At 62.2% G+C, this 12,517-nt stretch carries 10 protein-coding genes; 5 read left to right on the top strand and 5 right to left on the bottom strand.

Annotated features, from left to right (window positions below; translation table 11 throughout):
* Position 1 precedes the first annotated feature (1 nt).
* A complete protein-coding gene (locus tag ABX75_RS14765; RefSeq protein ID WP_034097925.1) occupies positions 2-1,153 on the top strand; it encodes an acyl-CoA dehydrogenase family protein in 1,152 nt (383 codons plus the stop codon).
* Between the two features lie 103 nt (positions 1,154-1,256).
* On the opposite strand, the gene ABX75_RS14760 is transcribed toward ABX75_RS14765, so the two are convergent.
* The 5 genes from ABX75_RS14760 to ABX75_RS14740 are packed head-to-tail and all read right to left on the bottom strand — an operon-like array spanning position 1,257 to position 6,817.
* Positions 1,257-2,030 (bottom strand): enoyl-CoA hydratase, encoded by a 774-nt coding sequence (locus ABX75_RS14760; protein WP_034097928.1) that lies wholly within the window; start codon positions 2,028-2,030, stop codon positions 1,257-1,259.
* An 11-nt stretch (positions 2,031-2,041) separates the two neighbouring features.
* Entirely contained in the window at positions 2,042-3,169 is a 1,128-nt protein-coding gene (locus ABX75_RS14755) for an acyl-CoA dehydrogenase (RefSeq protein WP_034097930.1), read from the bottom strand.
* A gap of 12 nt (positions 3,170-3,181) precedes the next feature.
* Entirely contained in the window at positions 3,182-4,366 is a 1,185-nt protein-coding gene (locus ABX75_RS14750; protein WP_034113744.1) for an acetyl-CoA C-acyltransferase, read from the bottom strand.
* Positions 4,367-4,378: 12 nt separating this feature from the next.
* Positions 4,379-5,146 carry an SDR family NAD(P)-dependent oxidoreductase gene (locus ABX75_RS14745; RefSeq protein WP_034097934.1) on the bottom strand — a complete coding sequence of 256 codons (768 nt, stop codon included), beginning with the start codon at positions 5,144-5,146 and terminating at the stop codon, positions 4,379-4,381.
* A 21-nt stretch (positions 5,147-5,167) separates the two neighbouring features.
* Positions 5,168-6,817, bottom strand: a complete 1,650-nt coding sequence (locus tag ABX75_RS14740; RefSeq protein ID WP_034097937.1) for an AMP-binding protein — start codon at positions 6,815-6,817, stop codon at positions 5,168-5,170.
* Positions 6,818-7,055: 238 nt separating this feature from the next.
* On the opposite strand from ABX75_RS14740, the gene ABX75_RS14735 reads away from it, so the two are divergent.
* The 4 genes from ABX75_RS14735 (at position 7,056) to ABX75_RS14720 (ending at position 12,406) form a co-directional block, all read left to right on the top strand.
* Complete coding sequence (locus ABX75_RS14735; protein WP_034097939.1) at positions 7,056-7,949, top strand: bestrophin family protein; 894 nt, start codon at positions 7,056-7,058, stop codon at positions 7,947-7,949.
* A gap of 76 nt (positions 7,950-8,025) precedes the next feature.
* On the top strand, positions 8,026-9,084 hold the full coding sequence (locus ABX75_RS14730) for a HEAT repeat domain-containing protein (protein WP_034113748.1): 1,059 nt from the start codon (positions 8,026-8,028) through the stop codon (positions 9,082-9,084).
* 143 nt (positions 9,085-9,227) lie between these two features.
* Positions 9,228-10,730, top strand: coding sequence for an ATPase domain-containing protein (locus tag ABX75_RS14725; protein ID WP_034097943.1), 1,503 nt, complete (start codon positions 9,228-9,230; stop codon positions 10,728-10,730).
* A complete protein-coding gene (locus tag ABX75_RS14720) occupies positions 10,727-12,406 on the top strand; it encodes a response regulator (protein WP_047882185.1) in 1,680 nt (559 codons plus the stop codon). The genes ABX75_RS14725 and ABX75_RS14720 overlap by 4 nt, the downstream gene beginning before the upstream one ends.
* The last annotated feature ends 111 nt before the right edge of the window (positions 12,407-12,517 follow it).

Here is a 12,517-nt window from a genome sequence, read left to right as displayed (position 1 = left end):
TATGCAAGACATTGAATACACTGAAGAACAAGTGATGATCCGCGATATGGCGCGCGACTTTGCCCGTGGCGAAATCGCTCCCCATGCCCAGGCGTGGGAAAAGGCCGGCTGGATCGACGATGGCCTGGTGGCGAAGATGGGCGAACTGGGCCTGCTCGGTATGGTGGTGCCCGAAGAATGGGGCGGCACCTACGTCGATTACGTAGCCTACGCCCTGGCGGTGGAAGAGATTTCCGCCGGCGACGGTGCCACGGGCGCGCTGATGAGTATCCACAACTCAGTGGGTTGCGGGCCGATCCTCAACTACGGCAGCGAACAGCAGAAGCAAACCTGGCTGGCGGACCTTGCCAGCGGCCAGGCGATTGGCTGCTTTTGCCTGACCGAACCCCAGGCCGGCTCGGAGGCGCACAACCTGCGCACCCGTGCCGAGTTGCGTGATGGGCAATGGGTGATCAATGGCGCCAAGCAATTTGTCAGCAACGGCAAGCGCGCTAAGTTAGCCATCGTGTTTGCGGTAACCGACCCGACGTTGGGCAAAAAAGGCATCTCCGCATTCCTGGTGCCCACCGACACCCCTGGCTTCGTGGTGGACCGCACCGAACACAAAATGGGCATTCGCGCCTCGGACACCTGCGCCGTGACCCTCAACCACTGCAGCGTGCCTGAAGCCAACCTGCTGGGCGAACGCGGCAAAGGCCTGGCCATCGCCCTGTCCAATCTGGAAGGTGGCCGTATCGGCATCGCCGCCCAGGCCCTGGGCATCGCCCGCGCAGCGTTCGAAGCAGCACTGACTTACGCCCGCGACCGCGTGCAATTCGACAAGGCAATCATCGAGCACCAAAGCGTGGCCAATCTGCTGGCGGACATGCAGACCCGCCTCAATGCCGCGCGTTTGTTGATCCTGCACGCTGCGCGCCTGCGTAGCGCCGGCAAGCCCTGCCTGTCGGAAGCGTCCCAAGCCAAGCTGTTCGCCTCGGAAATGGCCGAAAAGGTCTGTTCCCAGGCCATGCAGATTCATGGCGGGTACGGTTACCTGGAGGATTACCCGGTGGAGCGCTACTACCGGGATGCGCGGATCACGCAGATTTATGAAGGGACCAGTGAAATTCAACGGATGGTCATCGCCCGCGAACTGAAAAACTACCCGCTCTAAATGCCGTATGTGGGAGGGGGCTTGCCCCCGATCACAGTGTCTCAGCCTCAGTAACTGCTGACTGATCCACCGCTATCGGGGGCAAGAGCCTCCTCCCACATGTTTACTGGTCCTTGAATTCCGGCGCGCGTTTGGCCACAAAGGCCGCCATACCTTCCTTCTGATCCTGGGTCGCAAAGGCCGCGTGGAATACCCGACGCTCAAAGCGCACGCCCTCGGACAGGCTGACTTCGAATGCACGGTTCACGCTTTCCTTGACCATCATGCTGATGGGCACCGATTTGCCGGCAATCAGTGTGGCGACCTTCAAGGCCTCATCCAGTAATTCGTCGGCCGGCACGATACGGGCAACGATGCCGCAGCGCTCGGCTTCCACCGCGTCGATAAAGCGCCCGGTCAAGCACATTTCCATGGCCTTGGCCTTACCCACCGCGCGGGTCAGGCGCTGAGTGCCGCCCATGCCGGGCAGTACGCCCAGGTTGATTTCCGGCTGACCGAACTTGGCTCCGTCACCGGCCAGGATAAAGTCGCACATCAGCGCCAGCTCGCAACCGCCACCCAGGGCGAAGCCGTTAACGGCGGCAATGATCGGCTTGCGCCGGTTGGCCACACGGTCGCTGTCGCTGAATAGGTCGTCCATATAGATCTGCGGGTAGGTCAGCTCGGCCATTTCCTTGATATCGGCGCCGGCGGCGAAGGCTTTTTTCGAACCGGTCAGCACGATGCAGCCGATTTCCGGGTTAGCTTCCAGGCCATCCAGGGCCTGATTCAACTCGCTTACCAATTGTGCGTTCAGCGCGTTCAGCGCCTGGGGACGGTTCAAGGTGATCAGGCCGACTCGGCCCTGAACCTCAAGCAAAATAGTCTCGTAACTCATGTATCGGCTCCTTAGAGATTGCGTGAGATGACCATGCGTTGAATATCGCTGGTGCCTTCGTAGATCTGGCAAACCCGCACATCGCGGTAGATGCGCTCCAGGGGAAAGTCGTTCAGGTAACCGTAACCGCCGAGGGTTTGCAAGGCGGCCGAGCAGACTTTTTCGGCCATTTCCGAGGCAAACAATTTCGCCATCGAGGCTTCGACCAGCGCCGGCTTGCCGCTGTCCCGCAGCGCGGCGGCGTAATGCACCATCTGCCGCGCGACGGCGATCTGGGTGGCCATGTCCGCCAGACGAAACGCCACGGCCTGGTGCTCGATCAGCGCTTTGCCGAAGCTTTGGCGTTCGCGGGCATAGTCGCGGGCGGCTTCGAACGCGGCGCGGGCCATGCCGACCGATTGCGCGGCGATACCCACGCGGCCGCCCTCAAGGTTGGCCAGGGCGATCTTGTAGCCTTCGCCCTCCTCCCCCAGCCTGTTGGCCAGCGGCACCTTCACGTCTTCGAACAGGATCTGGCAGGTGTCGGAGGCATGCTGGCCGAGCTTATCCTCGACCCGCGCCACGCTGTAACCCGGGGAGTCCGTCGGCACGATAAACGCGCTGATGCCACGCTTGCCTGCGGCGGGGTCGGTGACCGCAAACACAATCACCACCCCGGCGTTCTGCCCGGAGGTGATGAACTGTTTGCAGCCGTTGAGCACGTAATGATCGCCCTCCAGCCGCGCGCGGGTTTTCAGGCTGCTGGCATCCGAGCCGGCCTGGGGCTCGGTCAAGGCGAACGCGCCAAGCATGGCGCCGCTGGCCAGGGGCGTGAGGAATTGAGCCTTTTGCTGATCATTGCCGAACTTGAGGATCGGCACGCAGCCCACGGAGTTGTGCACGCTCATGATGGTGGAACAGGCGCCGTCGCCGGCGGCGATTTCCTCCAGGGCCATGGCGTAGGCCAGGTAACCGGTGTCGCAACCGCCCCACTGTTCCGGCACCAACATGCCGAAAAAGCCCAGTTCGGCCATCTCGCCGATGGCTTCTTTGGGAAAGCGGTGCTCGCGGTCCCACTCGGCGGCGAAGGGTTTGAGGCGTTCCTGGGCAAATTGCCGGGCCGCGTCGCTGATTTGCAGCTGTTCTTCATTGGGCAGCATGGGGAGCAGTCCTTAATACAGGCATTCGACGGCCATGGCCGTGGCTTCGCCACCGCCGATACAGATAGCGGCCACGCCGCGTTTGAGGCCTTTGTGGCGCAGGGCCGCGAGCAGCGTTACCAGGATGCGCGCGCCGGACGCGCCGATGGGGTGGCCCAGGGCACAGGCACCGCCATGTACGTTGACCTTGGCATGTGGGATCTGCAGCTTGCTCATGGTTACCAGGGTCACCACGGCAAAGGCTTCGTTGATCTCGAACAGATCGACCTCGTCCAGATTCCAGCCGGTCTTGCTCATCAGCTTGCGAATCGCCCCCACTGGCGCTACCGGGAACAGCCCAGGCTCGTCGGCAAAGGCTGCATGCCCGTGGATCACCGCCAACGGCTTGAGGCCACGCTTGAGGGCTTCGGACTCGCGCATCAGCAGCAATGCCGCCGCGCCGTCAGAGATGGAGCTGGAGTTGGCCGCCGTCACCGTGCCGCCTTCGCGGAACGCCGGTTTCAACTGAGCGATCTTGTCCAGTTTGGCCTTGGGCGGTTGCTCGTCATGCAGGATGGTTTTCTGCTCCTTACCCACGGTGACCTGCAACGGCACGATTTCCGCGGCGAAGTGCCCGTGGCTGATGGCCTCCTGAGCACGCGTCAGGGAGGCGATGGCGAACGCGTCCTGGGCTTCGCGGGTAAAGCCGTTATGCAGGGCGCACTCTTCGGCGAAGGTGCCCATCAGGCGGCCCTTGTCGTAGGCATCTTCCAGACCGTCGAGGAACATATGGTCGAGCACACGCCCATGGCCCATGCGGTAACCGCTACGGGCGCGGTCCAACAGGTACGGCGCGTTGGACATGCTTTCCATGCCGCCGGCAATCGCCACGTCGACGCTGCCAGCCACCAGCGCGTCATGGGCCTGGATGGTGGCTTGCATGCCCGAGCCGCACATCTTGTTGAGAGTGGTGCAGCGGGTGCCTTTGTCCAGCCCGGCACCCAGCGCCGCCTGGCGAGCCGGGGCCTGGCCGAGACCGGCGGGCAGCACGCAGCCGAACATCACTTCATCCACCGCATCGGCGGCGATGCCGGCGCGTTCGACCACGGCGCGAATCGCCGCAGCCCCCAGCTGGGGCGCAGTCAGGCCCTTAAGATCGCCCTGGAATCCGCCCATGGGTGTACGTGCAGCGCTGACAATCACAATCGGATCGTTCATCGGTGGTCCTCCTTACTTGGCCGCCATGCGCAAGGCGCCGTCGAGACGGATCACCTCGCCGTTGAGCATGCTGTTTTCAATAATGTGTCGTACCAGCGCGGCGTATTCGGCGGGTTTGCCCAGACGCGGCGGAAATGGCACGCCGGCGGCCAGGGACTCGCGCACCTCGGGGGTCATGCCCGCCATCATGGGGGTTTCGAAGATGCCGGGAGCGATGGTCATCACGCGGATGCCGAACCGCGCCAGTTCACGGGCGGCAGGCAGTGTGAGGCTGGCAATCGCGCCTTTGGACGCGGCGTACGCGGCCTGGCCGATCTGCCCGTCGAACGCGGCCACCGAAGCCGTGTTGATGATCACGCCGCGCTCGCCCTCGGCGTTGGCCTCGGTTTCGGCGATGGCCGCCGCCGCCAAACGCAACAGGTTGAAGCTGCCGATCAGATTGACGTTGATGACCTGGGCAAAACTGGCCAGGCCATGGGGGCCGTTCTTGCCGAGGATCTTCTCGCCACGCACCACACCGGCGCAGTTGACCAACCCGTGCAGCCCGCCAAATGCCGCGACAGTGGCCTGTACCGCCGCTTCGGCCGCCGCCTCCTGGCTGATATCGGCCACGGCACTGCGGGCGTTGTCGCCCAGTTGCTGGGCTTTGGCCGCCACAGCGTCGGCGTTCAAATCCACCAGCATCACCTTGGCACCGGCGGCGACCAACATCTCAGCGGTGGCCGCACCGAGGCCAGAAGCACCGCCGCTGACCAGGAATACCTTGTTTTCAATCTGCATCATTGTGTCCTTAGAAAGGGATCAAGCCACCGCTGCTTGAGCTTTGGCGATTTCCTGATTACGCAAGATAAAACGCTGCAACTTGCCGCTTGGAGTCTTGGGCAAGTCGCTGACAAATTCGATTTCCCGAGGGTAGGCATGGGCCGCCAGACGCTGACGCACATGCAGGCGCAGTTCTTCGGCCAGTTCGGGCGTGGCGCGGTATTGCTCGTTGATCACTACAAACGCCTTGACCAGCTCGGTGCGCTCCGGGTCAGGCTTGCCGACCACCGCCGCTTCGATCACCGCAGGATGTTCGACCAGGGCGCTTTCCACGTCGAAGGGGCCTACGCGGTAGCCGGAAGTGGTGATCACATCGTCACTGCGCCCGACAAAACTGATGCTGCCGTCCGGGTTCAATTCCACGGTGTCGCCGCTAAGGTAGTACTTGCCGACGAAAGCCTTGGTTTTCACCCCTTCATAGCCGGCAAACCAGCACATCGGCGACTGCTCGCGGTCGATGGCCAGGATGCCGGGCTGGCCGGCGGGCAATTCCTGGTAGGCCTCATCCAACACCACGATGCGGTGCCCCGGCGAAGCGAAGCCGGCCGCGCCGACATGCACCGGATGGTCCAGGCCATGGTGATTGCACAGCACCATGCCCAATTCGGTCTGGCCGTAATGGTCGTGAATGGTCACCCCCAGGTTGTCGGCGAACCAGCGGATCACTTCGGGGTTCAGCGGCTCGCCGGCGCTGCTGACAATACGCAATTTGCCCTTGATCGACTGGGCGAACTGACTGCCGCCGGCAATCAGCAAACGATAAGCGGTGGGTGAACCGGTCAGGTTGGTGATCCCGTACTTATTGATCACCCGGCAGGTACTCTCCAGGGTGAATGGGCCATCGTAGAAGGTAATCGGGTGGCCCATGGACAGCGGCCCGGTGACGCCGAAATAGATGCCATAGGCCCAGCCCGGGTCAGCGACGTTCCAGAACGCGTCTTCGGGGCGCAGGTCCACGGCGTCTCGGGTGTAGCTCTGGAACGCAACGATAGCCTTGAGCGGCACCGACAGCGCTTTGGAGGGGCCGGTGGTGCCCGAGGTGAACATCAGCAGGAACGGTTCCTCGCCGTCCAGCAGCACCGGTTCGCACAGGTTGGAATGCTTGGGCAGTTCGGCCCAGAAACTGAAGTCGCCGCGCACGATGCCTTCGCCCTTGGGGCCGGCGACCGTCACGACCGTGGGGCAATCCTGCACCTCGACAAGCTTGGGCCGATTCACGGCGTCGGTGACCACCAGCGCCGCGCCGGAGCTGTTCAAGCGGTGTTCGATGGCTTTGGGCCCGAACGCCGTGAACAACGGTTGATACACCGCACCGATGCGCCAAGTGGCCAGTACCACCACCAGCAATTCCGCCGTGCGCGGCAGCAGGCCGGCGACTTTGTCGCCACGCCCCACGCCCTGGGCCAACAGGAAATTGGCGAAGCGGGCCGCCTGGTCCTGCAACTCGGTAAAGGTCACGGTGGCGCTGCGCCCGTCCTTGCCTTCCCAGAACAGCGCAATGCGCCCCGGCAGCGCATAGCGGTCGCAACATTCAACGCAGGCATTGAGGCCCAGCAAGCTGCCGGCCAGGGTGGCGTCGACGGTGTGTTGGTAATCGAATTCGGTAGTGGCGGCCAAGTAATCGCGCATCGCTTCAAATCCTTGCGTATTGTTATTTTCAGGACGTTTTTCAGGACAAGAACCTGCGAAATAGTCGCTCCAGAGCGTTGCGGCAGCAATGGTCAAAGCCTTCAACTTGGCTGACTGGTTTGGCCAAGCCTTTATTGATCATAGACCCCGCCGATCATCCGGTTGGCCCTGGCGATTGGACGCCGCGCCCGGCAGCTTCTAACCTGATGGCCTGCGCCACCGAAGAAGTTCCCGCCTGATGATCGTGCGTCCCAAGCCCAACCTGCTGGGCATCCTGTTTTCCCTCAAAGGCTCGATTGCCAAGCGCATTGCCTTGCGCAGCCTGCTGGTGACGCTGCTGGCGTCGGTGATCGTATTGGTGGAAACGCTGCACCCGGCGTACTTCTCCAAGGTCAACGCCACGCCCTTCACCTTGCTTGGGCTGTCGTTGTCGATCTTTATGAGCTTTCGCAACAACGCCTGCTATGACCGCTGGTGGGAAGGCCGCAAGCAATTGGGGCAAATGATCATTGAGGTGCGCTCGCTGATCCGACAGACCCAGGCGCTGACCGATACGTCCGAGCGCGCAAGCCTGTTGCGCGCCGTGTGTGGCTTCTCCCACGGCTTGATCGCGCGTCTGCGCCATGAAGACGAAGCCCTTGCCATCCAGCCTTGGGCGAAAGTGCAGGCCGACCATCCGAACCTGCCCGATCAGGTCCTGCAGCAATTGGGCGCGCGCTTCAGCGAGCTGGCCGGACAAGGTGCAATCAGCGAATGGCGCTACACCCAATGGGAAACCCGCCTGGTCAGCCTGAGCCAGGTACAGGCCGCGTGCGAACGTATCAAGCACACCCCACTGCCCTTCCCTTACACCTTGCTGCTGCACCGCACCATCTACCTGTTCTGCATCCTGCTGCCGTTCGCCATGGCCGAACCCTTGGGCTGGCTGACCCCGGTGTTCACTGCCATCGTCAGCTACACCTTCTTCGGCCTTGATGAGATTGGCGACGACCTGGAAGACCCCTTCGGCTTCGACGAAAACGACCTGCCCTGCAACGCCATCCTGCGCACCCTGGAGCGTGAGGTCCTGGCCGCTCTGGGGGCAACGCAACTGCCGCCGGCGTTGGAGCCGGTGGAGTACGTGCTCACCTGATGCGGGTTTGACACCTGCCGTGGTCTGGTCGAAGCTTGCGCCTCTCAACGAACTGCTTACGCTTTCGGACACCTGCATGCCAAAGTCACGCCGCTACGCCCTCGTGGGCCTGTGCGCCCTGTTGTTTATCGTACTCATCACTTGGTATTTCACTCGCAGCACGCCGGTGGCGGTGCCGCCCGCGATTGCCCATGGTTACTCCAAAGCATTGAAGCAGGCGCACAACGGCGAACCGGGCGCGGCGCGCGTGCTGTATCAGCAATTGGCGCGGCCGGACCTGTCGCCCGAACGCCGCGCCGCCCTGCACGCGGAATTACCTAACTACCCCAGCCCTCAAGCCTTGAAGCTGGCGGATAAAGACTTGGCCGACCCGTCGCCCCTGGTGCGCGAGGCGGCGATCCGCAGCATCGTCGGCCTGGTGCCTACCGGCCAGCGCACGCTGTTGCTCGGCCCGGTCCTCGACGACCCAGAGCAACCCGTGCGTTTCGCCGCGGCCAATGCCCTGCTGGGCTTGTCGCCAGATACCCTGGGCCTGTACTTCGGCCCGTTGCAACAGGTGCTGGACGAGTACGTCAAACACCTCAAGTCCCAGCCCGAAACTGCCGAAGGCTGGATTCAACTGGCACGCTTGTACATTCACAGTGCGCTGCTGCCCGAGGCTAAGAATGCGCTGGAACAGGCCACTCGCCTGCAACCGGACAACTTGCCGGCGGTGGTCGCGCAAATCGAGCTGTTGGATAAACAAGGCAAAACCGACGAGTCGCGGCAACTGCTGGCCCGGCAATTGGCGGCGCATCCCGAATCGGCTTACCTGCAACATGCTCTGGGCTTGTGGCTGCTGCACCACGGTGAGCGGACCTACGCGCTGCTCGGTCTTTCCAAAGCGGTAGAGTTGGAGCCGGACAATCAGGATTACCGCTACGACCTGGCCACCACCCTGCACGCCCAACAGGAACTCGAAGCCGCCCAACGTCAGTTGGAAGAAATCGTCCAGCGCCACCCGGCCAACCGCAAGGCGCGGGTGCTGTTGATCAACTATTGGAAAGAAAGCGGCCAATTGCAGAATGTGCAGGTGCTGCTCGCCCAGCTCGAACAACAGAACCCCGACGATCCCGCGCTGCAACAAGGGCTGTAGGCGTCTACAACAAATTGGAAAAAAGCGACGCCGCGCACAAACCCGGCGAAAACGTTGAACCCCCGCAATAGCCAACGGTCAAGTGCATATGGCGCGCCCGAACGGGCGTGCACCTCTCCTCGCTTGTGACCTGAGGGCACTTCTTGTCTACATCTAAAGCGCTGTTAACCGAAAAAGCGGCCACTGGCATCGAAGGTCTTGATGACATTCTTTCCGGTGGTTTGTCCCGCAGCCATTTGTTCCTGCTCGAAGGTGAGCCGGGGACCGGCAAAACTACCGTAGCCCTGCATTTCCTGCAGGCCGGCGCGAAAAACGGTGAAACATCGTTGTACATCACCCTGTCCGAAACCGAGCGCGAACTGCGCCAGGGTGCCAAGTCCCATGGCTGGGACCTGGATGACAATATCCACATCTTCGAACTGACCCCGCCCGAAAGCCTGCTGAACGCTGAACACCAGCAGAGCCTGCTGTATTCCTCCGACCTGGAACTGGGCGAAGCCACCCGGCAGATTTTCGAAGTGGTCGAGCGCGTGAAGCCGACCCGTGTGGTGGTCGACAGCCTGTCCGAGATTCGTCTGCTCGCGCAAAGCTCGTTGCGCTATCGCCGACAGATCCTCGCCATCAAGCATTACTTCGTGCGCTACGACGCCACCGTTTTGCTGCTGGACGACCTGACCACCGAATCCCTCGATAAAACCGTGCACAGCGTGGCCCATGGCGTGATTCGTCTGGAAGAACTGACGCCCAACTACGGCGCTGAACGCCGACGCGTTCGGGTGGTGAAGTACCGCGGGCAGAAATACCGCGGCGGCTTCCACGATTTCACCATCATGGGTGACGGCATCCATGTGTTCCCGCGCCTGGTGGCGGCCGAGCATCGTGGCGGCTACATCCGCCAGACCCTGAGCAGCGGCATTCGCGAACTGGATGCGCTGATGGGCGGCGGCGTAGAGACCGGCTCCAGCAGCCTGATCCTCGGCCCGGCCGGTACCGGTAAGTCGCTGATCTCGATGATCTTCGCCGCCGCCGCCGTGGCCCGTGGGGAAAAAGCCGCGCTGTTCATTTTCGATGAAGAACTGGGCCTGCTGTTCGAACGTATGAAAAACATGGGCATCGACCTCGCCGCCCTGCAAGCCACCGGCAACCTGCTGATCGAGCAGGTAGACGCCGCGGAACTGTCCCCCGGCGAGTTCTCCCACCGTGTGCGCCGCTGCGTGGACGAACGCGGGATCAAAACAGTGGTGATCGACAGCATTAACGGCTATCAGGCCGCCATGCCAGAAGAGAACGCGCTGATCCTGCATATGCACGAGCTGCTGCTGTACCTCAACCGCCGTGGTGCGGCGACCTTCATGACGGTGGCCCAGCACGGCCTCGTGGGTGACATGCAGGCGCCGGTGGACATCACTTACCTGGCCGACACTGTGATTCTGCTGCGTTATTTCGAAGCGCTGGGCAAGGTCCGTCGCGCCATCTCCATTATCAAGAAGCGCACAGGCACCCATGAATCGACGATTCGCGAATACCGCATCAGCAACCAGGGCATGACCGTGGGCCAACCACTGGATAATTTCCAAGGCGTGCTGCGCGGCATCCCCACCTACATGGGCGCCGGATCGCCGTTATTGAAGGAAGAGGGAGAGTGACAGACCTGTCTCCCGTCTCCGAGCGTGCCATTGTGCTGGCGCCCATGGGCCGCGACGGCACCTTGGCGCTGATGATGCTCAATGAGGCCGGCTACAGCGGCGTCATTGCCAGCAACCTCAAGGCCCTGTGCGAAGCCCTGGAACAGGGCGCGGGTCTGTTGATCATCGCTGCTGAGGCCTTGCGCGGCATCGACCTGGAGCCGTTACTGGAGCATCTGCACCAGCAGCCCGCCTGGTCGGACCTGCCCATCGTGCTGCTGACCCACCACGGCGGCGGCGAGCAGAACGGCTCATCCCACCTCAGCGGCTTGTTGGGCAACGTGACCTTCCTTGAGCGACCGTTTCACCCGGTGACTTTGATCAGCCTGGTCAGCGCCGCCCTTCGCGGGCGTCGCCGCCAATATGAAGCGCGGGACCGCTTGATCGACCTCGGCGAAAGCGAGCTGCGCTTGCAACGCACCCTGGAGACCCTTGAACAACAGGTCGAAGAGCGTACCGCTCAACTGCGCAACAACGAAGAAGCGCTGCGCCAATCCCAGAAAATGGAAGCGGTCGGTCAATTGACCGGCGGCATCGCCCATGACTTCAACAACATGCTCACCGGCATCATCGGTAGCCTGGAGCTGCTGCGAAGGCGTGTGGCCCGTGGCAAGCTGGACGATCTGGACAGCCTGATCGACCTGGGCGTCACCTCCGCCAACCGCGCCGCCGGCCTCACCCACCGGTTACTGGCGTTTTCTCGCCGCCAGTCCCTCGACTCCAAACCGGTGCAAATCAACCAGTTGGTCACGTCCATGGGTGAGCTGCTGCAACGCAGCATCAATGAAAGCATCGGTCTGGACATGCGTCTGAGCGAGCAATTGTGGACCGCGGAGGCCGACCCCAATCAGTTGGAAAGCGCCCTGCTCAACCTGGTGATCAATGCACGGGATGCCATGCCCAACGGTGGCAGGCTTATCGTGGAAACCACCAACCGCCATCTCGACAGCGTGTTCACTGCCGCCTATGGCTCCCTCACACCGGGCGACTACGTAGAGTTGAGTGTCAGCGACACCGGTTGCGGCATTCCCGAAAGCGTTATGGGGCGCGTGTTCGACCCGTTTTTCACCACCAAGCCGATTGGCCAGGGCACAGGGCTCGGTCTGTCGATGATCTACGGCTTTGCCCGTCAGTCCCGTGGCCATGTGATCATCCATAGCGAAGTCGGCAAAGGCACCACAGTCAGCCTGTTCCTGCGACGTTTTGTCGGCGAAGTGATCGCCCAGCAAACGCTGAATCCTACCCTGCTGCCCTACGCCACTGACGGCGAAACCGTGCTGATCGTCGAGGACGATGCGGCGGTGCGCTTGCTAGTCAGCGCAGTGCTCAAGGAGCTGGGCTACGCGTACGTCGAGGCCAGCGACGGCCACACCGCCGTGCCGATTATCCAATCCGATCAGCGTATCGACCTACTGATCAGCGATGTCGGGCTGCCAGGCATGAACGGTCGCCAATTGGCGGAAATCGGCAGGCAGCTCAGGCCGGACCTCAAAGTGCTGTTCATCACCGGTTATGCCGAGCATGCCGCAGTGCGCGGCGGGTTCCTGGATCCGGGGATGCAGTTGATCACCAAGCCGTTCACCTTCGATTTGTTGACGGCAAAAGTGCGGGAAATGATTTGCGCCCCCTCAGACTGAAGGTATCAACGCTCTGGTAAGGCTGGGAAAAACCCAGTCACTATTGTTTCGGCAGAAAGTAGGATCGCTTAGCGCCTTGCGGGTACGAAGAGGTACATGGGGGGAGGTAAT

This window comes from Pseudomonas sp. ARP3, assembly GCF_001029595.1.
Lineage (GTDB): Bacteria > Pseudomonadota > Gammaproteobacteria > Pseudomonadales > Pseudomonadaceae > Aquipseudomonas > Aquipseudomonas rhodesiae.
The sequence above is the reverse complement of the archived record's forward strand: the minus strand, read 5'-3'. Positions and strand labels throughout refer to the sequence as shown.